Source organism: Natronococcus sp. CG52 (assembly GCF_023913515.1).
Taxonomy (GTDB): domain Archaea; phylum Halobacteriota; class Halobacteria; order Halobacteriales; family Natrialbaceae; genus Natronococcus; species Natronococcus zhouii.
Genome location: NZ_CP099391.1, coordinates 1,533,527 through 1,554,364 on the forward strand (window position 1 = coordinate 1,533,527; position 20,838 = coordinate 1,554,364).

Annotated in this window: 19 protein-coding genes; 8 read left to right on the top strand and 11 right to left on the bottom strand. The window is 64.4% G+C overall.

What is annotated here, in order from left to right; translation table 11 throughout:
* Positions 1–21 precede the first annotated feature (21 nt).
* Entirely contained in the window at positions 22–1,677 is a 1,656-nt protein-coding gene (locus NED97_RS07820; RefSeq protein WP_252490148.1) for a prolipoprotein diacylglyceryl transferase, read from the top strand.
* Between the two features lie 134 nt (positions 1,678–1,811).
* On the top strand, positions 1,812–2,735 hold the full coding sequence (locus NED97_RS07825; protein ID WP_252490149.1) for a hypothetical protein: 924 nt from the start codon (positions 1,812–1,814) through the stop codon (positions 2,733–2,735).
* A gap of 199 nt (positions 2,736–2,934) precedes the next feature.
* On the opposite strand, the gene NED97_RS07830 is transcribed toward NED97_RS07825, so the two are convergent.
* The 7 genes from NED97_RS07830 to NED97_RS07860 all read right to left on the bottom strand — a co-directional run bounded on the left by NED97_RS07830 (position 2,935) and on the right by NED97_RS07860 (position 10,693).
* Positions 2,935–3,975, bottom strand: coding sequence for a tyrosine-type recombinase/integrase (locus NED97_RS07830; protein ID WP_252490150.1), 1,041 nt, complete (start codon positions 3,973–3,975; stop codon positions 2,935–2,937).
* On the bottom strand, positions 3,965–4,354 hold the full coding sequence (locus tag NED97_RS07835; RefSeq protein ID WP_252490151.1) for a DUF5805 domain-containing protein: 390 nt from the start codon (positions 4,352–4,354) through the stop codon (positions 3,965–3,967). The genes NED97_RS07830 and NED97_RS07835 overlap by 11 nt, the downstream gene beginning before the upstream one ends.
* Positions 4,355–6,041: 1,687 nt before the next feature.
* On the bottom strand, positions 6,042–7,619 hold the full coding sequence (locus tag NED97_RS07840; protein ID WP_252490152.1) for a PH domain-containing protein: 1,578 nt from the start codon (positions 7,617–7,619) through the stop codon (positions 6,042–6,044).
* Positions 7,616–8,104, bottom strand: coding sequence for a PH domain-containing protein (locus NED97_RS07845; RefSeq protein ID WP_252490153.1), 489 nt, complete (start codon positions 8,102–8,104; stop codon positions 7,616–7,618). The genes NED97_RS07840 and NED97_RS07845 overlap by 4 nt, the downstream gene beginning before the upstream one ends.
* 53 nt (positions 8,105–8,157) lie before the next feature.
* Entirely contained in the window at positions 8,158–8,625 is a 468-nt protein-coding gene (locus tag NED97_RS07850; RefSeq protein ID WP_252490154.1) for a DUF4395 domain-containing protein, read from the bottom strand.
* Positions 8,626–8,747: 122 nt separating this feature from the next.
* Positions 8,748–8,981, bottom strand: a complete 234-nt coding sequence (locus NED97_RS07855; protein ID WP_252490155.1) for a transcriptional regulator — start codon at positions 8,979–8,981, stop codon at positions 8,748–8,750.
* A 302-nt stretch (positions 8,982–9,283) separates the two neighbouring features.
* Positions 9,284–10,693 carry a class II fumarate hydratase gene (locus tag NED97_RS07860; protein ID WP_252490156.1) on the bottom strand — a complete coding sequence of 470 codons (1,410 nt, stop codon included), beginning with the start codon at positions 10,691–10,693 and terminating at the stop codon, positions 9,284–9,286.
* A gap of 199 nt (positions 10,694–10,892) precedes the next feature.
* Between NED97_RS07860 and NED97_RS07865 the strand changes: the two genes are divergently transcribed.
* Genes NED97_RS07865 through NED97_RS07880 form a run of 4 tightly spaced genes read left to right on the top strand, consistent with a single transcriptional unit; the run spans position 10,893 to position 15,334 of the window.
* Positions 10,893–12,167, top strand: coding sequence for an ABC transporter substrate-binding protein (locus NED97_RS07865; RefSeq protein ID WP_252490157.1), 1,275 nt, complete (start codon positions 10,893–10,895; stop codon positions 12,165–12,167).
* A gap of 17 nt (positions 12,168–12,184) precedes the next feature.
* A complete protein-coding gene (locus tag NED97_RS07870; protein WP_252490158.1) occupies positions 12,185–13,198 on the top strand; it encodes a carbohydrate ABC transporter permease in 1,014 nt (337 codons plus the stop codon).
* On the top strand, positions 13,195–14,121 hold the full coding sequence (locus NED97_RS07875) for a carbohydrate ABC transporter permease (protein WP_252490159.1): 927 nt from the start codon (positions 13,195–13,197) through the stop codon (positions 14,119–14,121). Before NED97_RS07870 ends, NED97_RS07875 begins: the two co-directional genes overlap by 4 nt.
* Positions 14,122–14,161: 40 nt before the next feature.
* The gene (locus NED97_RS07880) at positions 14,162–15,334 is read left to right on the top strand and encodes an ABC transporter ATP-binding protein (protein ID WP_252490160.1); all 1,173 of its coding nucleotides are present in this window, start codon (positions 14,162–14,164) and stop codon (positions 15,332–15,334) included.
* Positions 15,335–15,468: 134 nt separating this feature from the next.
* Here NED97_RS07880 and NED97_RS07885 read toward each other — a convergent pair whose 3' ends face one another.
* From NED97_RS07885 to NED97_RS07900, 4 genes are all read right to left on the bottom strand, one after another.
* Positions 15,469–16,176, bottom strand: a complete 708-nt coding sequence (locus NED97_RS07885; protein ID WP_252490161.1) for a DUF4013 domain-containing protein — start codon at positions 16,174–16,176, stop codon at positions 15,469–15,471.
* A 185-nt stretch (positions 16,177–16,361) separates the two neighbouring features.
* Complete coding sequence (locus tag NED97_RS07890) at positions 16,362–18,080, bottom strand: PH domain-containing protein (RefSeq protein ID WP_252490162.1); 1,719 nt, start codon at positions 18,078–18,080, stop codon at positions 16,362–16,364.
* A complete protein-coding gene (locus tag NED97_RS07895) occupies positions 18,077–18,538 on the bottom strand; it encodes a PH domain-containing protein (protein ID WP_252490163.1) in 462 nt (153 codons plus the stop codon). The genes NED97_RS07890 and NED97_RS07895 overlap by 4 nt, the downstream gene beginning before the upstream one ends.
* Positions 18,539–18,676: 138 nt before the next feature.
* The gene (locus NED97_RS07900; protein WP_252490164.1) at positions 18,677–18,928 is read right to left on the bottom strand and encodes a BolA family protein; all 252 of its coding nucleotides are present in this window, start codon (positions 18,926–18,928) and stop codon (positions 18,677–18,679) included.
* Between the two features lie 90 nt (positions 18,929–19,018).
* On the opposite strand from NED97_RS07900, the gene NED97_RS07905 reads away from it, so the two are divergent.
* Positions 19,019–19,531: a DUF7523 family protein gene (locus NED97_RS07905; protein WP_252490165.1), complete on the top strand. Its 513-nt coding sequence runs from the start codon at positions 19,019–19,021 to the stop codon at positions 19,529–19,531.
* 262 nt (positions 19,532–19,793) lie between these two features.
* On the top strand, positions 19,794–20,771 hold the full coding sequence (locus tag NED97_RS07910) for a patatin-like phospholipase family protein (protein ID WP_252490166.1): 978 nt from the start codon (positions 19,794–19,796) through the stop codon (positions 20,769–20,771).
* Positions 20,772–20,838: the final 67 nt, after the last annotated feature.

A 20,838-nucleotide genomic window follows, 5' to 3' on the forward strand; every position in this document is an offset into this window, starting at 1 on the left:
TGGTCTGGTAACGTTGGCGCCATGAGTAGCACCGCCGACACGGACGACGTGATCGAGGTCAGTGCCGATGGGTTGACCGTCCGAAAGCGGTTCGCGGCCGACGAGTTTCCCGTCCCGGCGATCAGGTTCGAGATCGAGTCGGACCACGACGAACCGGTCACATTCCGCCTCTCCGAGGAGATCCCCGAATCGTTCCCGATGGACAAGGTCGGATTCCACCCCGACTACTACAGCGACGACTGGACGGCGTTCCAGGACAACCACGTCGAGTTCACCGGGACGCTCGAATCCGGCGAACCGCTCGTAACCGTCTACGGAATCCGGATCGACGACGAGAGCGTCGTGACCGAGTTCCTCACGGAGCCGACGGTCGTCGAGGTCAGTTCCGAGGACGCGGCCGACTCGGACGCCGACGCGATCAGCGACGACGTCATCGAGACGATCGTCGGAGACGACCGCAATCAGGCGGTCAAAGACATGATCTCGGGCGAGTCCGATTCCGTTCCGGGCCTCGAGGACGAGGAAGATCTGGATCTCGATCTCGAGGACGGCGTGGACTCGACCGACGAGGGAACGGAGCGCGAGGACGACGAGCCGGACATCGCACTTGGGTTCGAAGAGGACGAGATCCCCGAAGCAGAGGAGGACGAGGCGATCGAAGCCGCGCCGCCGGACGAGCAATCACTCGATCTCGGTCTGGAGACCGACGAAGCCGACGACGACCCGGAGCCGTCCGAACTCGATCTCGGCCTCGAGGACGACGCCGATATCGAGCCATCGGAAGACACCGCACCCGACGACGTCGAGACAGACACGGAGACCGCCGCCGAGGAGAGACCGGACGTCGACACCGAGGACGGAGACGGTGGTACGGAGACCGCAGTCGGTGACGACGACGCGGACGAGGCCGATCTCGAGGCCGGCGAAGCCGACGAGGAGCCGGCAGCCGAATCGCCGCCGACGGACGTCGAAGACACTGACGCTGAACCGGCCACACCTGACGAGCCGCCCATAGCTGACGAGGACGAGGGCCTCGACGACGAGTCGACCGCCGAAGCGAACGAGACCGACGCGGCAGAAGACGAGTCCGCCGACGAACCCGCTATTGCACTCGAGGGTTCGATCGGCGATCGACTCGCAACCGAGATTCGCCAGGGAATCGTCGACGAGGAGGATCTCGAGGTCCTCCGTTCGGAACTCCATCTCGAGCCTTCGGGGTCGGAGACCGCGAAGGTCGAGCATCTCCAGTCACGGGTCGAGGAGGTCGCCGCCTACACCGACGCGCTGGAAGCGTTCCTCGACGAACAGGGAACCGGCGAACAGCTAATCGAAGAACTTCGAGACGAGTTGGCATCGTTCGAGGACGACATCGCCGCGATGGACGACCGACTCGAGGGCACCGAATCGCGCGTCGACGGTGTCGAAACCGACGTCGAGTCGCTGACCGACTGGACCGCCGACCTGGAAACCGATCTGGGCGAGGTCACGGACGACGTCGAGACCGTAGAGACCGACCTCGAAAACGTAAACGACGACGTCGAAACGGTCGACGAACGCGTCGACGACCTCGCAGACGACGTGGACGACCTCGAGGACGATCTCGCGGACGTCCGGGAAGGGCTGACGGACATTCAGGACTGGCGCGATCAGCTTGGTTCGATGTTCTCGGACAGCTGAGTAGCCACTGAAAGCCGGTGTGCTCCCGTTCGCACAGTCGCGGTGCGATCGGTGTGAACATTTCAGTTGGTACTATCATCTCCGTTTCGCTGGAAACGCAACTCGTTTATCCGTCGCTCGTTGAGAACTGATCGATGGGTGAGACGATCCCGATCGCAGTTCCGCGGAAGGGCCGGCCGCTCGAGTGCGTGCTCGATCGTATCGCTGCACGTCTCGACGTGCCGACCCTCGCGGACGACATCACGTCGACGCTTCGACACGAAAAAGCACGGACGAAAGGCACCGTCGACGCCGAGGAGGACGTGTACCATCGTCTCGCCACCTACAGTACCGTCGACGATCCGAACGAACCCGAGTACACGCTTCTTCGTGACGACCGCGCCGGGAAACCACGACGGATCGTCTTCGACAGCGTGACGATTCCGCTCGACGACGCAGATACCGTTTCAGAGGAGATGTCGGTCCAGCTCGTCGGTCGCGAAGAGCCGTTTCGCGCGCTGCGAACCCACGAGTTCGCGCTCGGGTTCGACAGCGCCGACCTGGTCCTCGAGGAGGTCGTCGGACTCCGGCCGGAGCCCCTCGACCGAATCGCCGACATTAACGCCCGAATCGACCCCGTCGACACCGACGTGCGGGTCGTCACTGGTCTGGGAGATACCGTCTACCACACCCTGATGGCGACCCCCGAAACGGCGCCGCCGTCCGAATCGATCGACCGGGACTTTCTCGAGGCCTACGAGGGGCCGCTCTGTATCGAACCCCGGTACGAGCGACTGGTCCAGGCCGTCCTCGGCACGAAAACCCTCGACGGCGTCGAGTTCCACTACCCTGCGAACGGTCGCGAAGAAGAGGCGGCGATCGCCGAGACCGGCCTCGGCGTCTATCTGACGGTGACCGGCTCGACCGCCCGCGACCACGGCCTGTTGCTCGGCGAGCAGTTGTTCCCGAGCGAGACGGTGATGCTCGAGAACACGCCCGAGGTTACCGAGACGGTCGCCGCGGTCCGGTCAGTGCTGGCAAACGGTACTGCGGAGACGGAACTCGCAGTCACTCACTGATCCGTTCGGTTCTTCCTGTTTTCCTCGAATCACCGTCATACAGCCGTTAGAGCTTCGGCTACGCTAGTATTTGTAACCTGACTCGAGAAGCTGTATCGATCAAATTCGATATAGCATTACAGAGTTTATCTGTCCGGTGTCGGCCACCACAACGCTAACGAATTACACGTTTCGAATATGTCAGTTTCGCAGAGGCGCTCTACAGAAGCGAATAGATGTTCGCCTCGTAGACCGTCCGCACCTGGTCGCCCCAGTTGTGCGTGTAGGTATCGATGACGTCGCTGGCGACGTCGCCGCGGAGGTACTTGACGACGCCGCGATCTCCCGTTCGATCCCGGAGGTGCGTCGTGAAGAAGTGTCTAAAGTAGTGGGGCGTCACGTTTTCCGTCGCACCTCCGCCCGTTCGATACCAGCCGCGTTCGCGAGCGTGTTTTTCGACGATGGACCGAACGTCGGACGGCTGCAGTCGCTCTCCCCAGGCGCCCCTGGTGTTGAGGAACAGCGGCTCGGCCGGTGAAACCGGGTCCGGACGGATCGCTACCCACTCGAGCAGCGCTCGTCGGAGTTCGGCGTCGACGGGAATCACCGTGTCCCGCTCGCGCTTGTTCGAGGCGCTTCGCTCCTCGCCGTTGACGATCCGACCGCGAGCGGGCTCCGCGGCGACGAACACCGACGCCGGACGGCGCTCGAGCTGGACGCGCGGCGTCCACTCGAGATCGAGTTCCGGCACCTCGAGGTGACAATCCCGTAGGTCGAGATTACAGAGTTCGCCGACGCGCATCCCCGTTTTCAGGTGGGTGACGATCACGGCGCGCTCGAGCGGGTGGGAGACCGAATCGACGAACGACCGCATCTCCGGCACCGAAATGTCCCGACGAGTCGGATTCGTGTCGATGGACTCCGAGAGTTCCTCCATCACCAGTACCATCGGATTTTCTTCGAAGACGCCGACCTGGGTCATGTAGTCGTAGAACCGGTTGAGATAGGACGCGTACGTCGCGATCGTGCTCGGTTCGAACCGATCGCGGAGCGAGTGCACCCAGGCCATGCACTCGCGCCGGCCGATCGCGGAGACGCCCTCGCCGTCGTCGAAGCGGTCGCGAACGAACTCCTCGAACTGCCGGAGGACGCGCTCGTAGGCCACGAGCGTCCGTTCGCTCTTCCCGTGATAGCGCTGGTCGTCGAGGAAGTACGCGATCGGATCCGCGACCTCCTCGGGCGCGTCGGTCCTAGTTGCCATCGTCCCCGACCATCGTGTATCCGCCGTGGCGACCGCTGTACCGAATTCGGTTCTCGGCCTGGAGCTGTTCCAGCGCGTCGTCGAGCCGCGACTCGATGTCGTCGCTGACCGCCTCGAGGAGTTCGTTCCACGAATACGTGTCAGACGAGAGTAATTCGAGGACGCGTGTTTCGAGGCCGTTACCCCGAGGGTTTTCGTCCGGAGAACCGGGTTCCTCGCGATCGCCCTCGAAGCCGCGACGGCCGGCCTGGACCATCGTTCGGACGTACTCGCTCTGACTCATCTCGAGATCGTCGGCGTGATCCTGCCACTCGGATTTCTGATAAGACGGGACGTAGGTCTTGACGACGGCGCGGGAAGTATCGGCCGAATCACTCATACACGACCGATCAAACTCCGAGACCTTCAATCCTCCTATTGAATGAGATAAGGGACGTTATCTTACTTGACGTCCCAAAATATGCGCCAGATTTAGTACTATAGGATTAGCTAAAGGTCGATAGAGTACTATAGCTTGAGATCTAATTATCCGATTTGTAGTACTACCAAACGAGATATTGATCGAAAAACACAGAGTTCCGGAGGTCGGACTCCGGTCGAGAACGGAACTCGCTCGGGTTCGAGAGGGGAAATCCGTGTGTCTGTCTCGTGGTAATTCGTCACTGTTCGTGCCGTCATCAGGTCGCAACTGTCCATCCGGCGACGAGCGGAGCACTCGTCCGCACGTCGACCTGTGGTAGTTTCTCTCGTCCGAACGAAGTGGCCGGCTTCGAGGTCCGTTCCTGCTAACCGGGAGCGTGCCAGAGACGGAACTCGAGAACGATTCCCCCTCCGCTACGGGGCTCGAAGCTTCCCGGGCCGGCCGGCAGTTCCGCCGGTGTCGTTCGACCGGAACAAACTCCGAGATAGAAACCGCGTCTTTCAGGATTAGTACGCGCCCGTGAAGTCGCGTGTTGGCTTCCCGACGTCGGAGGTTGTGACACCCAACTCCTGACCTGATCCAGTTCGACTCGTCGAACATCGGTCGCCGAGACGCATCGATTAGAGACAGCCGAGTATTTCTGACCGGATTCGGCGGCGCGGCGAGACTCCCGCGTCCCGGAGCTCTCGATTTCGAACGGAAGAGAGCCTATAGCAGCGCCACATAGCGTCGTGAGCGGGTTTGTTCGGATATCGAGGAGGGCGTTGAAGAACGCGACTCGAGCGATCACTCGGCAATTCACGGTCGAAAGGCAACCGCAGAACCGACGAGCGAGGTCGTTCGTTCGACGTTCGTTCGATCGGCCTCATCGTCTCCGCCGCGGCTCCCGGTGGGTCCGAGCACTCCCGCGTGAACGCAGGTGCGCCGTTGCGGGAGTTGGTCGTGTCTTTCGGTCACTCCTACGCACGCAGTGCTCTCTGTCTCCTTACGACCCGGAACGAGGCACGGACGACGGGCCAGCAGACTTCTCTCGGACGGGACGGCGGCCCCGTATCAGAACCCCGTGGTTGGCCCGTTTGGCGACTGGACTCCGGTTCGAGCCGTCCGTCCCGGGGCGACGAAGACTACGCCAGTTCCCGTTTCCGTGGGTCGGAGAGGCGTCCGCCGATCGGGAGATTCCACACCGGATGAGTGCCGGTATTGCGAAGGTGATGGGTGACCAGACGAACGGGTCTCGTCGGTCCTGCTGGTCGAGCGTTCGATCAGCGGATTTCGCTTCCCGCCGGGCTGTCGCTATCGGTCATCGGCTCGTATCGCCAGAAGCCGGGTGGCACCCTCCGAGATCGAACGGCAGTTCTCGAGGAGATCGGACCGGCAGCGACGCGATCGAGAAGCGTTCGGCAATACTCTGATTCGAACAGAAGTGGGATGGAGATATTTACTATAATTCGAGTTCTTGTTAGATATCCCGGCGGTCCGAATCGGACGTGTGAATCATATACCGATATACAGAAAGATCGAAGACGGTGTCGGTCGAACTCGAGGACGATACGCCCGTCTGGGGGAGTGTAGGCCCTCGTTTATCGGGTCTTCGGTACCGAGCAGAAATCGGACTCGAGTGAAAACGGAACTCGTCGACGCGAACCTACGTCGATTCGGTCTCGGATCGATCGTCCTCATCGCTCGAGACCGAGCGCTGGAACCACTCGCCGACCGTTCGCTCTCGTTTTCGCGCGCGAAGTCGTTCCTGCAGGTGATCTTCGATGTGTCGCTGCAACTCGAGTCCCCTGTCGGCGTCGATATCGTGTGCGATGGCCGCTCGCCCGAGAAACGAGGCGGAACTCGCGGTGTCGGCCGTGACGCTGGCGAGTCGCCGCCGGCGCTGGAAGATGGACTGAGTGTGGACCACTGCCTGGACGCGGTAGTAGGGGACGACCTTCGTCGATCGGTTCCAGAATCCGGTCCGCGTGAGGACGTAGCGGTCGCCGGCGCGGTAGCCGCGGTTCGACCACTTCAGGTGGGCGGCGACCGGAACGAGGGCGAGCAGGCCGGCGAGCAGGTACCAGCGTTCGACGAACGTGACGCTGGCGAGCAGGTAGCCGATGCCCACCACGACGGCGACGACCAGGAGGTACCGGACGCCGTATCGCTCCCGCGCCCGTTTCGGCGGCGCCTCGAGGTCGACGTCGCCGAAGGGTTCGATCGAGCGGGCGAGACCGACGACCCGGTCGAACCTGGCGAGGGGAATCGCGGACTCCGATCCGCGGCTTCCCGACTGGCCGGGCGCGTAGCCGGCGGTTTCGACGGCCAGCGCGCCGTAGCCGAACCACCGGAACGGAATTCGTTCGGAGATCGTCAGCGTCTGGACCTTCTCGAGCGGAATCGTCCCGCTGTAGCGCTGAATCAACCCGCGCTCGTAGTAGAGTTCGTCGTCGACGCGCGTGAGCCGGAAGCCGTAGTACCGGTTGAAGGTCAGGACGGCGCTCACGACCCAGGCGGCGAGCAAGAAGAGCAGAACGGCCCACGCGATCGCGGCGACACCGCTACCGGGACCGGGAATCCCCTCGACGAGGTCGACCGGAATCAGCGTCGTCGGGTCGAAGCCGCTGACGAACGAGAGGGCGATCCCGCCGAGGAGGCTGGCTCCGGGGTCGATCGTGAACACGCTCAGGATCGCGAGTTCTCGAGGCTGAATCTCGAAGAGGAGTTCCTCTTCGGCGTCCGACTCGTCGTCGACCGCGTCGCGATCGGTCTCGTCGGTTGCCGTTTCGCGTTCGTCCTCAGCCCGTTCGCCGTGACGGAGTTGCCGTCTGAGCCGCCGGGCCTCGTCTTCACCGACGTACTGCAGCGAAACCTCCGTCTGTCCGCCGCCCGCGGTTTCGATGTGGACGGCGGCGACGCCGAGCGCCCTGCTGAGAACCGTCTGTCGAATGTCGACGTTCTGAATCCGCCGGAGCGGAACCTCGCGATCGCGCCGCGCGACGACGCCCGAGGCGACGTCGAACGTGTCCGCGGTGAGTTCGTACCGGAATCGTTCGTAGTAGGCGACCTCGTAGACGATCGCGACGACGATCCCGGCGAGAACCATGCCGCCGACCGAGAGGGCGTTCGGTCCGGCACCGCCGGGAGAGGCGACTATCCCCGCGATAAAAAACAGCAGGCCGACGTTCACGCTGCGCGAGATCGAGCGAACCGCGATCGACACCGGATGGAGTTTCTTCATACGGCGTCTTCACCCTCGCTCTCGATCGCGAGTCGCCGCAGTTCCTCGCGGAGTTTCTCGGCTCGTTCCGGTGTCAGTCCGGGAATCGCTACGTCGGCGCTTCGAGACCCCGCCGTGTAGACGACGACCGTCGAGAGTCCGGTCGTCCGCTCGAGCGGTGATCGCCGGGAGTCGACGTGCTGGACGCGGACGTACGGGACGACCGTTTTGATACGAGTGAAGACGCCTCGCTCGATGAACAGGCCGTCTTCCTGTACCTCGAACCGCCAGACGGAGTAGCGGAGCCAGGCGACGACGAGACGAACGATAGCCAGGATCACGGCGAGCGCGACGGCTCCCGGGACGAGCAGGTCCGGTGGGTTGCCCCAGAAATCGGTGATAGAGAGCAGCAGTGCTCCCCCCACGATGAAGCCGCCCGCGAGACCGGCCCGAAAAACCGCCACGATGAGCCAGACGACGCGGACCCGTGGGTTGAGTCGTTCCATAGCTACCGAGATGTTCGGTATGAGAATAAAGAGTGGGATAGCGGGTCCGGGCGTCAGACGATGTCACGAGCGCGAAGGAACGACACCTGGCGATACATCCGGCAGCCGAGACAGAAACCGGTCGCCGCCGCGAGTCCGGCAGCCAGTCCGACCAGTGCAGCGACGGCGAATCCGAGCGTGGGGACGTCCGCGATGAGCAACAGGGTCGCGAGTCCGGTACCCGCCGCACCCAGGAGTTTCGCGAATCGGTGCGGTGACGCGGCCTCACGGTGCTCCGGTCGACCGACGAGCGGGATCATGATCCGTTGCCAGAGGAACCGGTACAGGTCGAGCCGCCAGCCGGAGAGCACCGAGACGCCGAGGATCACGGCGACAGCAGCGACCAGTATCGGCTCACTCAGCCCGACGCCGAGTAACAGGAGCGTTGCGGTAATCGACTGGCCGAATCGGGGGGCTCGAGGGTCGACGAGCGTGACGCTCGAGTCGGTCGTCCGATCGGCCTGTGATCGTGTACTGGTCACACACCTGTTACGCGCTCGGACCGTATGAGTGCGCGGGCGTTGCAGAAGCAGACCGGATGTAACGTAGAACGGTTCGGGAGATACCGTAGAACGGTCGAACCGAAATCGTCGCGCGGTCGACGTCAGTGCGTTGCGGTCCTGAGGTCGTCGATCTGGTACAGGTCGTCCTGCAGTCCCGTCCCGTCGCACTCTTCGTTCGGACAGTCGTAGTGCCAGCCGTCCTGGGTCGCGTCACCCTCGCGGAATCGCTCGCCACAGACCTGACAGAACAGCTGTCCTTTCTCGCAGGTGTCTCGGTGGAGTTCCAGCGCGAGTTCCGTCTGGAACGACTGATTACAGTCTCGACAGGTGCGCATATTTCGTCTGACGCGAGCGGACCTCAAAATTGCTTGGGTTCGTTTCTTCCGTCCGGATTGCCAGTGATTCGGCTCCGCTACGCCGGTTTACCGCGAACAGACTGGGAAAAAAGAAGTATCGAACGCACTGTGTACTCGAGAGCGTGTTTCTCGGATTCCGGTAGCTGTGTGAATCATCGACATTGTCGAAATACCGTCGGGAAACACTGTCTATTGATCGAGAAGTTTGGCCGCGGGTCGGTATCAGTTCGATCGACGAGGGACGAACGCGAGCGGCGAGTCCGCGGTCGCGCTTTATCCGGTCAGTCGTCCTGACCCAGGATCCCGCGGTGGGTCATCTTCTCCGGGTCGAGCACTTCGTCGGCCTCCCCCTCGTCGAGATAGCCCTTCTCGAGGACGACCTCGCGGACGGTTTTGTCCTCCTTGAGCGCGGTCTTGGCAACCTCGCTGGCCTTATCGTAGCCGATGTGGACGTTGAGCGAGGTGGCGAGCGCCATCGACTGCTCAACCTGGTCCTCGCAGTGCTCGCGGTTGGCCTCGAGCGGGTCGACGAAGCGCTCGGCGAAGACCCGGCTCGAGTTCGAAATCAGTTCCGCCGACTCGAGGAAGTTGTGCGCCAGCACGGGCTTGTAGAGGTTGAGGTCGATCTGGCCCTCGGCGGCGCCGGCGGAGACGGCGGCGTCGTTGCCGACGACCTGTTTGTGGACCTGGTTGACCGCCTCGGCGACGACGGGGTTGATCTTGCCGGGCATGATCGAGGAGCCGGGCTGGTTCTCGGGCTGTTCGATCTCGCCGAGTCCGTTCCGGGGTCCGGAGGCCAGCAGTCGAAGATCGTTGGCGATCTTGTTCAGCGAGCCGGCGACGACGCGGAGTGCGCCGTGAGCTTCGGACATCGCGTCGTGGGCGGCCTGGGCCTCGAAGTGGTTGTCCGCTTCTCGGAACTGGACGCCGGTCTCCTTCGTGATGTACTCCGCCGCGCGGCCGGGGAACTCCTCGTGGGTGTTCAGTCCCGTACCGACTGCGGTGCCGCCGAGTGCGAGCTCCGCGAGGTGATTTCGGACCTTGTCGACGCGGTCGAGTCCCTTCTGGATCTGCGCGCGGTAGCCGCCGAACTCCTGGCCTAACGTGACGGGCGTGGCGTCCTGCAGGTGGGTCCGACCGGTCTTGACGACGTCGTCGAACTCCTCCTCTTTGGCCTCGAGCGCCTCCCGAAGCGTATCGAGGGCCGGGATGACGTCTTTCTCGACGGCCTCGAGGGCGGCGACGTGCATCGCGGTCGGAATGACGTCGTTTGACGACTGGCCGTAGTTGACGTGGTCGTTGGGGTGGACGACGCGGTCGCCGATCTCCGCGCCCATGAGCTCTGCGGCGCGGTTGGCGATGACCTCGTTGGCGTTCATGTTCGAGGAGGTGCCGGAACCGGTCTGGAAGACGTCGACCGGGAACTGGTCGTCGTGCTCGCCGGCGATGACCTCGTCGGCGGCCTCGACGATCGCCTCGACGACGTCGTCCGCGACCAGTCCGAGGTCGCGGTTGGCCTGTGCGGCCGCCTTCTTGACGACGCCGAGCGCGCGGACGAACCGCCGGCCGAAGCTGATCCCCGAGATGGGGAAGTTCCGGATTGCGCGCTGGGTCTGGGCGCCCCAGTAGGCGTCTGCCGGCACCTGCATCTCCCCGAGGCTGTCGCGTTCGACTCTGTAGTCCTCGCTCATGTGTAGAGCGTTTCCCGCCGGGTGCGTAAAATCCACCGGTCCGGTCTCGAGCGCCCGTCCCGGCGCGGTTCTCCGGCGCCCGTATCGGATAGAGCCATTGTAGCCGTTACAAATCGGGTTACTATAACAATTCACTCGCCGCAGAATTAATAATCGAAAACCATTAAGTATCCCCTCCGTAATACGGATAGCGTGTACAATGACTGATAAGGGAATATTCTCCCGACGAACGCTTCTCGAGGGTGCCGGAGCTGCTGGAACCGCGAGCCTCGTTGCGCTCGCGGGATGTACGGGTGGTGAAGGCGACGGAGACGATACGCTCGAAGTGCTCCACGGGTGGACCGGCGGTGACGGTGCCGAGGCGGCCGACGCGCTCTTCGGTGCGTTCGAGGACGAACATTCCGATATCGACCTCGACGAGCAGCCGATCGGCGGCGGCGGTAACGAGAACCTCGATCAGACGGTTGCGAACCGTCTCCAGGGGGGTGACCCGCCGAGTTCGTTCGCGGGCTGGCCCGGCGCGAACCTCGAGCAGTACGACGGCGTCCTCGGCGACATCGAGTCCGAGGTCTGGGACGAGGCCGAACTGAAAGACACTCACGCCGAGGAAGCGGTGGAACTCTGTCAGTTCGACGGCGGCTTCTCGGCGGTGCCGATCGGCTCCCACCGACTGAACGACCTCTTTTACAACGTCGAGGTCCTCGACGAGGCGGGCGTGGACCCGGGCTCGATCGACAGCGCCGACGCGTTCATCGACGCGCTGGACACCGTCGACTCCGAGACCGACGCGACGCCGCTCGCGATGTCGCTCGAACCGTGGTGTATCCTCCAGACGTGGGCGCAGACGATGCTCGGCGAGCACGGTTACGACGCCTACATGAGTTTCATCGAAGGAGACGGTGAGGAGGACGCCGTTCGATCGACGTTCGAGACGCTCGAGGAGATCCTCGACAACTACATCAACGCTGACGCTGCCTCGGTCGACTTCACCGAGGTCAACCAAGACATCATGAGCGGCAACGCTGCGTTCATCCACCAGGGCAACTGGGTCGCCGGCGCGTACATCGCGGAGGAACTCGAGTACGGCGAGACGTGGGACGCGATTCGATACCCCGGAACGGAAGACTACTACACGCTGCACATCGACTCGTTCATCTACCCGGGCGACAACCCGAGCCCCGAGGCAACCGCCGCCTGGCTGCGATTTGCCGGCGGCGAGACGGCCCAGGTCGCGTTCAACCAGTACAAGGGATCGATTCCGACGCGACTGGAGGTGCCCACGGACGAGTTCAACGCCTACCTCACGGATACGATCGAGGACTTCGACGACGCGTCGGAGAAGCCGCCGACGCTCGCACACGGCCTCGCCGTCGATCAGAGCACCCAGTCCGACCTCCAAGGGGTACTCAACGATAACTTCGCGGACCCCTACGACGTGGACGGCGCGACGGATGGGTTCATGAACGCCTTCTGACCACGAATACCAGTTTTATGAAAGGCGTTCTAGAACTATTGCGTAGCGTCCGGCGCGGTCGAAACGCGGGGCGGGACGGCGCCGAGAGCCGTCACCGCGAGCGCCCGGTCAGGACCGACGGCGGGGCCGTCGACGAGCGATCGTCGCTCCGTCGCTGGCTCGACAGCGATCTGGTGCAGTCGGCACCGTTCTGGCTCCCGCCGTTCCTCCTGATGGGCTTTTTCGTCTACGCCGCGATCGGGTGGAACGTCCTGCTCTCGCTGACCAGCTACTCCGGGTTCGGTGATCCCGACTACAGCGACCTCAGCTTCGGGAACTACTGGGCGATGCTGGAGGACCCCCAGATGTGGTCGGCGACGTGGAACACGTTCGTTCTGCTCGTGGGATTCACCCTGGCGTGTCTGGTCGTCGGACTCGTGCTTGCGCTGCTGCTCGACCGCGAAATCCGCTTCGGCAGGTCGCTCCGGACGATCTACCTCCTCCCGTTCGCCCTGTCGTTCATCGTCACGGCTCAGTTCTGGCGGTGGATGTACAACGTCAACAACGGCATCGTCAATGAGTTCGTCGGGATATTCGGTCTCGGACCGTACAGCTGGCTGGGGAGCCCGCGCCTCGTGCTCGGGTCGGTGATCTTCGCGCTCGTCTGGCAGTTCAGCGGCTACACGATGATCATCTACCTCGCCGCGCTCCGATCGATCCCGAACGACCAGTACGAGGCCGCGCGGGCCGACGGCGCCAGCACGCTCCGGATGTACCGGCGCGTGATCATCCCGCAGTTACGGCCCGCGATAGTCAGCGCGTCCGTGGTCCTGGTGCTGTTTGCATTGAAGGCGTTCGACTTCCTGTACGCGATCTCGGACGGCTACCGGCCCCGACGCGGAGCGGACATCCTGGCGACGAAGATGGTTCGCGAGTCGTTCGGTCGATCGGAGTGGGCGTACGGGTCGTCGATCGCGCTCGTGCTGTTCGTGTTGTCGCTGGCGGTCATCGCCCCGTACCTGTACAGCCAATACAAGCGAGGGAACCTATGAGCGAAAAGTCAGTTACGACCGAGACGCCGACTGCAACGGACCGCGCGACCGATCGGATCAACCTCGGACGAGTAGGGCTGTACGCAACCCTGGTCGGTCTCGTCGGCTTCTACCTCGTTCCAATCGAGTCGGGATTCGTGACGTCGATCAAGACCTCGGAAGCGGTGCGAGAGACCCTGCCCTTCTTCCCGCCCGGTCCCAGCGGGACCACGGTCGAGAAGTGGCAGGTCGCGTTCGACTTTCTCGCGCCCGGGATGGTCAACAGCGTGCTGTTTACGATCCCGTCGACGATTCTCTGTGCGATCCTCGGCAGCATGGCCGCCTACGGCCTGACGCTGGTCAACTGGCGCGGCCAGATCGCCGTGCTCGCGCTGTTCATCGCGGGCATCTTCGTCCCGTACCAGGCGGTGATCGTTCCGCTCTACGAGTTCTGGACCCAGTGGGCCCAGCTGGAGGCGCGACTCGCGTTCCTGTGGGGGCTGCCGCTGCTCGCCGAGCACCACGCGACGATCCTCGAGCTGATCATCACGCACACGGCGTACGGGGTTCCGATCGTGACGCTGCTGTTCCGTTCGCAGTACAAGACGATGTCCCAGGAGATGATCGAGGCCGCGAGGCTCGACGGCGCGTCGGTCTGGCGGATTTACCGCCGGATCGTCCTGCCGCTGTCGGTCCCGATGTTCGCGGTCGTGTTCATCTTCCAGTTCACCCAGATCTGGAACGAGTTCCTGTTCTCGCTGACGATCATCGGGAGCGTCAACAATCCTGCCGCGTCCGCGACCCTGATCCTGTCGGGGCTGGGCGAGGCGCTCGAGGGAACCGACTACCCGCTGCGGATGGCGGGGGCGTTCATCACGGCGCTGCCGACGCTGCTCGTCTACGTGCTGTTCGCCGACAAGTTCGCGGAGGGCGTGCAAGTATGACCGACCGACGACCGACTTCGAAGAAATGGAGGCTCTGACGATGGGAGAAACGCAACTCGACGACATAACGAAAGTGTTCACTGACGACGACGGCGGCGATATCGTTGCCGTCGACGAGGTATCGATCGACATCGAAGACGGGGAGTTCCTCGTTCTCGTCGGCCCGTCCGGCTGCGGCAAGTCGACGACGCTGCGGATGATCGCGGGACTCGAGACGATCACGGACGGCGCGATCCGTCTCGACGATCGAGTGGTCAACGACCTGCCCGCGAAGGACCGGAACATCGCGATGGTGTTCCAGTCCTACGCGCTCTACCCGCACATGACCGTCCGGGAGAACATGTCGTTCGGGCTCGAGGAGTCCACCGATCTCCCGGACGACGAAATCGCCACTCGGATCGAGGAGACCGCCGAGATGATGGGAATCGGAGACCTGCTGGACCGAAAACCGGGAGAGCTCTCGGGCGGACAGCAACAGCGCGTCGCGCTCGGGCGTGCGATCGTCCGCGAGCCGGCGGTGTTCCTGATGGACGAACCGCTCTCGAACCTCGACGCCAAACTCCGCGCGCAGATGCGTACCGAGCTCCAGCAACTCCAGGAGGAACTCGAGACGACGACGGTCTACGTCACCCACGACCAGACGGAAGCGATGACGATGGGCGACCGCATCGCCATTCTCAACGACGGCGAACTCCAGCAGGTCGGGACGCCGCTCGAGTGCTATCACGAACCCGCAAACGTGTTCGTCGCGGACTTCATCGGCGAACCGGCGATGAACTTCTTCGACGTTACGCGCCGCGACGCGGACGGCGAGGGTACCGTGCTCGTCGGCGACCCCCTCGAGTACGCCGTCTCAGCCGACGTCTCGACGGCGATCGGCGACCGTACCGAGGTCGTCCTCGGGGTGCGTCCGGAGGACGTCGGCATCGAAATCAGCGACGGAGAGCGACGGCGAGAAGACGGTCACGCCGTCCCCGCGACGGTCACCGTCGTCGAACCGACCGGCGACGAGAACATCGTCTACCTGACGCTCGGCGAGGGCGACGGCGAGACGGCCATCGCGACGATCGACGGAATGAGTCGGATCGAGTCCGGCGAACGCGTGGTCGCCTACATCCCCGAAGACGCGATTCACGTCTTCGACGCGAAAACCGGCGAAGCGCTACACAACCGCCGCGTCGAGAGCACCGAGCCCCGAGCGCCGAACATCTGATCGTCGAAACGGCTCGTCGGCTCTCGATGGGGTTCGCGCCGACTGACTCTTCCGATACTGCTTCGTATCGCCGCTTTTCGTCTCCGTCCGCATCTACGTGCGCTGCACTTCGACGCGAGCGTCGTTCGAACGCCTCACCGTGACTTCGACGCCGATCGGTCGCCCGACGCTCGAGCGTAGCCGATACCGACGGCGCGGGCACCCGCGACGTGGAGGTAGGCGGCGACCGCCGCAGCGATCAGTCCCAACGCGTCACCGCGGCGGACGGCCGTGACGGCGAACCACGTCGCGAGTACGACGAGCGAAAACCCGACCGTCCAGCGCAGGAAGTACGCGGGGTCGGTTAGCACGGGGAGCAGGGTGTCGGCCTCGGCGGCCGCTCGCAACCGCCCGGTCGACGCGCTCGCGGCTACCGCGACCGGATACACGTACGTACACGCGACGAAAAAGAACACTAGCGCGGTCGACGAGACGAGCGAGAACAGTCCCGCCCCGTTCTCGAGCGCCTCCGGCGTCTCCGTCAACGAACGCGCCAGCAGGGCGGTCGACGGAACGAGCACCGCAACCGCCAGCGCGAGGGCTCCGAGACCGGGTCGGACTACCGCCCGCACGGACGGCCGCGGTCTCCGCTCGTCGGAAACGAGCACGAACGACGTCGTTCCGAAGAAGACGACGACGCCGATGAGCGCGACGGTCGCGGGTACGAGCGCGAGCGTCGCGGGTACGAGCGCCGCCGCGTACCGCAGCCCGACCGCGATCGCGACGACGCTGATACCGCTCCTGAGCAACGTCGCTCGTCCGATCTCGTCGCCGACCGGGTACCGAAGCGCATCGCCGATCATATCCGTCCCCGGCGACGCTCCTCGATCGGTCGATCGATCCCTTCCGTACCCATACGCGGCGAGTGGGGCGGTCGGGGCAAAAACGTCGCGGTCCCGGCCGTGACGCCGCGGACGGACGCCGACTCCGTCAGTGCAGTTCGCTCTCTCTATCGCCCCGTTTACCGTACGCGGTGAAATTACGCCGATCAGGTAAAATCCACCGAAAACCCGACGTCGTCGGCTCGAGCGCGCTCTCGCAGGGCCGACTGCAGGCGCTTCCGTCCGGTCCCGTGTGCGGCGCGCGCGTCCTCGAGATCGACGTCGTAAACGGTCGGCGTCGCCCAGAAGAACGTGCGCGAACTGGCGGTGTCGACGACCAGCGACGCCAGCCCGAGCCGGCGCTGGAAGATCGACCGTCGCGTCGTGACGGTCTGGATGCGGTAGTACGGGATCACGGTCGTTCGCCGACGCCAGAATCCGCGTCGAATCACCAGATGGTCCTCCCCGACGTAGTAGCCGAGGTGGGTATACCGCAGGTGCGCCGCCGGCGGGACCGCCACGAAGACGACCGCGGCGAGGTACCAGCGCTCGAGCGGCGTCACCTGGGCGATAACGAACCCCGCGGCGACGATCACGGCCGCGATCAGCGAGTACCGGACGAGATACCGGCGGCGGGCCAGCGGCGGCGGGCTCTCGAACTTCGGCGTCTCGACGCCCGTGAGGGTCTCGGTGAACCGGTGGACGTGCGACGTGCGGGCCAGGGGGACGGCGGACTGGCTTCCGCCGCTGCTGTCCGGACCGTAGCCGGCAGTCTCGACCCACAGGCCGGCGTACTCGATCGCCCGCTGGATCGGGTTGTCGGTGACCGTCACCGACTGGACCTTCTCCACCGGAATCGAGCCGCTGTAGCGCTGGAGGAGTCCGCGCTCGTAGACGAAGTCGTCGCCGACGCGGCCGAGCCGGAAGTCGTAGTACGTGGCGAACGTGTAGGCGACGCTGACCAGGTAGGTGATGACGATCCCGTTGATCGCCGAGACGACGGTCAACACGCCGTAGCTCCGGGCGTCGCCGGTCGTGAGGTCTTCCGGTCCGCCGAACGGCTGGGAGAGGGCGACGAGCACCTCGAGGATCGTGTCCGTCGCGAGGAAGAATACGAAGCCGACCGCCGCGACTGCGGCGGGTCGCAGCGTCGTCAGCGAGTAGAGGAGCAGTTCCCTGGACTCGAGTTCGAACAGTTGCTTTCGCCGGGGTTCGCGCTGGCGACCGGACGAGGGGGCCGGTCGCGGTTCCGCGGACTGACGGTCGGTTTCGATCGGCGAGGGTCGCTCGTCTTCGTGCGACTCGGCTGGAGCCTTCCGGCTTCTCGTCGCGTCGGCGTCGGCTCCGGGCGCGCTCGACTCCGTCGGCGCTTCCGACTCCGCGTGCTCCGGCGGTGTGTCCGCTTCCGTCTGCTCCGTCGCGGGCGCATCGGAGCGACCGTTCACCCGGGCCGTCCGGCGCCGGATCTGGTGCTGTAATCTGTCGGCTTCGGACTTGCTGACGAAATTCAGGGCAGCCTCGCTGCTCCCGCCGCCGGCCGTCTCGACGGTGAGGACGGCGAGGCCGAGCACCCGCTGCAGGACGCCCTGCCGGACGTCGACGTTCTGGATCCGGCGGTACGGGATCTCCCGGGAGCGACGAGCGAACACGCCGGAGGCGACGTCGAACGTGTCCGGCGTGACCGCGTACGCGAACCGGTAGTAGTAGACGACGCCGTAGCCCGCGCCGAGGAGAAACCCGAGCAGCGCGACGAACGGCAACCAGGACATACTGGCGAAATCGAAAACGCCCGCGAGTCCGATGACGAGAAAGACCGGGACCCAGAGCCAGAGTAACCCGTACTGGACGGCGTACGTGATCGCGCTGAACGAATGGAGTCGGTTCATACGGCGTCGTCGGCCTCGCTCTCGACGGCCAGTTCGCGGAGCGTATCCTGCAGGTTCCGCGCCCGCGTCGGCGGCAGTCCGGGGATCCGGACGTCCGCGTTCCGCGAGCCGGCAGTGTAGACGACGACGCTCGAGAGGCCGAGCGCCCGTTCGACGGGGCCAAACTGCGTGTCGACGTGCTGGACGCGGACGAACGGGACCGCCGTCTCGACGAACGTGATGACGCCGCGCTCGAGGTAGAGCGCGTCCGACTGGAGTTCGAACTGCCAGACCTGGTAGAGCCGGATCGCGTAGGCGGCGCCGAGTGCGATCGCGACCGCGACCACGCCCACCAGTCCGGCCGTCGGGACGGACGTGATCCACCGGTCGACGGCGCCGAGAACGGCGCCGAGAACGATCGCCATGATCGCCGCCTGGGCGATCCAGAGGATCCTGATACGGGGATGAAGCGACTCCATACGAGTATCCTATCAGGAGTGAAGGATAAACCTGCGGTTCGAGCCGGTGTTCGCCCGACGGACGGCCCGTGCCGACGCGGTGGGCGAACGCATACCGAGTCGCGACGACGTGTTTCGTCCGGCCGTCGCCGAGCTCCGTTACTCGAGCTCTGCGTACTCCTCGGGCGTGTACGTCGAGAGCTCGAGCGCGTGGATGTCCGTCGTCATGCGATCGCCGAGCGCGTCGTAGACCTGCTGGTGTTGCTGGACCAGCGGGAGTCCCTCGAAGGAAGGCGAGACGACCGTCGCCGCGAGGTGGTCGTCGTCGTGTTTGTCGCGTGCGTGCGTGACCGTCGCGTCGGCGTCCTCGAGTTCAGATTCGATGACCGCCTCGACGTCGTCGGGCTTCATACGGGATCGATCGGCCGCTCGAGGCAAAAACACCGCGGTCGACGGCGCGTGATCACGATGCTTATGCCGGCGCAGGAGTGTGTCACGTCTATGTCACTCGCGAGCGAGACGCGCCGCGCCGTCGATGGCCATCCGTTTCTCCTGTCCGCGTTGCGGGCCGACGTCGTGAACTACACCGCTGCTGCCCGGTACCTCGACGTCGACGGCGAGGTCGACGCGGTGGCGACGGCGATTCGCCGGTACGCCGAGGAGCTACCGGCGTACGAGACCGACGCACGCGACGCCCGTGTCAGGATGGAAAGCGGAATCACGGCGGTTCCGATCGATGGATCCCATCCGGAAACCGCGCTGCTCGCCGTCGGCGGAACGTCGTTCAGGACCGACGGCGGCGATCTGACCGCCATCGTCGCGACCGGCGACGTCGATGCAACCGCGCTCGCAGAGGCGCTGCAACATCTCTCGCACGAGGCTATCGCGCCGGTCGCCGCCGGCGTGAGCGAGGGCGCGATGATGATCATCGTCGAGCGCCTCGAAGGGGCGAACGCGCTGCGCGCGGTCGAGGACGCGCTCGAGGCAGTTCCCGCGACAGATAGTAACGACTGAAACGATTTACGCGCCGATCGCACTGTCCGCGGTTCTCGCTTGCGTCGCTCACTCCGAACCGCGCTCCTGTCGTGCGGTCGGGTGTGCAGTGACGTTCAGCGGCTACTATCGTTCTCGAGAGCGGACTGCCGGAAAGCTACTTGCGGCCCGCTCACGGAGTGTTATCGATGACAGTCTCGAGAGCCGTACGGCCCCTTCCGGAATCGAACGATCGATCGTGTCCGCGGACGCCCGTCGGTCCCGAACTCGGGGGGGAGAGCGAATGAACGACGATCGGACGCAGGTGGCGATCGCCTGCCAGGGCGGCGGGAGCCACACCGCTTTCACGGCCGGTGTCCTCCGCGAATTCCTCTCGCAGTGGCAGACCCGGGAGGAGACGTTCGAACTGGTCGGGATCAGCGGCAGTTCCGGGGGCGCGTTCAACGCGCTCGCGGCCTGGTACGGATTCGTCACCGGCGACGAGACGAGGGGGATCGCGATCCTCGACGACCTCTGGGACGACATCGCTGCGAGCAACGTCGCAGACCAGCTATTCAACGACTGGGTGACGAGCTACGCCCGGCTCGCCAGTACCGGTGTCGGGCTCCCACAGGTGAGTCCGTACTACTCACCGGCAGCCAGATGGAGTCAGGGGCAGCTCGCCGACCTTCTCGAACGCCACATCCCCTTCACGGAGATTCCGGTCCTCTGTGCAGCCGAGGTGCCGAATCTGGTCGTCGGCGCAGTCAACGTCAACGCCGGCGAGTTCGTGACGTTCGTCAACGAAGACGTTACGGTCGACGCCGTCCTCGCTTCGGCCGCAGTACCGGGGCTGTTCGAGGCCGTCGAGATAGACGGCCACCACCACTGGGACGGGCTGCTCTCGCAGAACCCGCCGGTCGGGGACCTGCTCTCCCTTCCCGGCGACCGGACGCCCGACGAACTGTGGATCGTTCAGATCAACCCCCAGGCCCGGCCGGAGACGCCGACCTCGCTTTCGGAAATCGGCGATCGACGCAACGAACTCGCGGGCAACATCTCTCTGAACCAGGAGCTTCGCATCGTCGAGCGGATCAACGAGTGGATCGAGAGCGGTCACTTCGACCACCCGGAGTACACGACGACGGAAGTCAAGCGGATCGAGCTGACGGGCTATCACCAGTCGACCAAACTCGACCGCGACCAAGACTTTCTCGAGCAACTCGCGGCCGAAGGCGAGGAGCGAGCCGCGGCGTTTCTCGACGACCGGACGTCCGACTGAAAAACGATCGACTGCGCCGAAAACCGACTCGAGCGGCGGCCACCACACTGCTTAACTGCCGTCCGGA

Coding starts and splice junctions, on each gene's coding strand:
- NED97_RS07820 (WP_252490148.1), top strand. CDS start 22: ATGAGTAGCACCGCCGACACGGACGACGTGATCGAGGTCAGTGCCGAT.
- NED97_RS07825 (WP_252490149.1), top strand. CDS start 1,812: ATGGGTGAGACGATCCCGATCGCAGTTCCGCGGAAGGGCCGGCCGCTC.
- NED97_RS07830 (WP_252490150.1), bottom strand. CDS start 3,975: ATGGCAACTAGGACCGACGCGCCCGAGGAGGTCGCGGATCCGATCGCG.
- NED97_RS07835 (WP_252490151.1), bottom strand. CDS start 4,354: ATGAGTGATTCGGCCGATACTTCCCGCGCCGTCGTCAAGACCTACGTC.
- NED97_RS07840 (WP_252490152.1), bottom strand. CDS start 7,619: ATGAAGAAACTCCATCCGGTGTCGATCGCGGTTCGCTCGATCTCGCGC.
- NED97_RS07845 (WP_252490153.1), bottom strand. CDS start 8,104: ATGGAACGACTCAACCCACGGGTCCGCGTCGTCTGGCTCATCGTGGCG.
- NED97_RS07855 (WP_252490155.1), bottom strand. CDS start 8,981: ATGCGCACCTGTCGAGACTGTAATCAGTCGTTCCAGACGGAACTCGCG.
- NED97_RS07860 (WP_252490156.1), bottom strand. CDS start 10,693: ATGAGCGAGGACTACAGAGTCGAACGCGACAGCCTCGGGGAGATGCAG.
- NED97_RS07865 (WP_252490157.1), top strand. CDS start 10,893: ATGACTGATAAGGGAATATTCTCCCGACGAACGCTTCTCGAGGGTGCC.
- NED97_RS07870 (WP_252490158.1), top strand. CDS start 12,185: ATGAAAGGCGTTCTAGAACTATTGCGTAGCGTCCGGCGCGGTCGAAAC.
- NED97_RS07875 (WP_252490159.1), top strand. CDS start 13,195: ATGAGCGAAAAGTCAGTTACGACCGAGACGCCGACTGCAACGGACCGC.
- NED97_RS07880 (WP_252490160.1), top strand. CDS start 14,162: ATGGGAGAAACGCAACTCGACGACATAACGAAAGTGTTCACTGACGAC.
- NED97_RS07885 (WP_252490161.1), bottom strand. CDS start 16,176: ATGATCGGCGATGCGCTTCGGTACCCGGTCGGCGACGAGATCGGACGA.
- NED97_RS07890 (WP_252490162.1), bottom strand. CDS start 18,080: ATGAACCGACTCCATTCGTTCAGCGCGATCACGTACGCCGTCCAGTAC.
- NED97_RS07895 (WP_252490163.1), bottom strand. CDS start 18,538: ATGGAGTCGCTTCATCCCCGTATCAGGATCCTCTGGATCGCCCAGGCG.
- NED97_RS07900 (WP_252490164.1), bottom strand. CDS start 18,928: ATGAAGCCCGACGACGTCGAGGCGGTCATCGAATCTGAACTCGAGGAC.
- NED97_RS07905 (WP_252490165.1), top strand. CDS start 19,019: ATGTCACTCGCGAGCGAGACGCGCCGCGCCGTCGATGGCCATCCGTTT.
- NED97_RS07910 (WP_252490166.1), top strand. CDS start 19,794: ATGAACGACGATCGGACGCAGGTGGCGATCGCCTGCCAGGGCGGCGGG.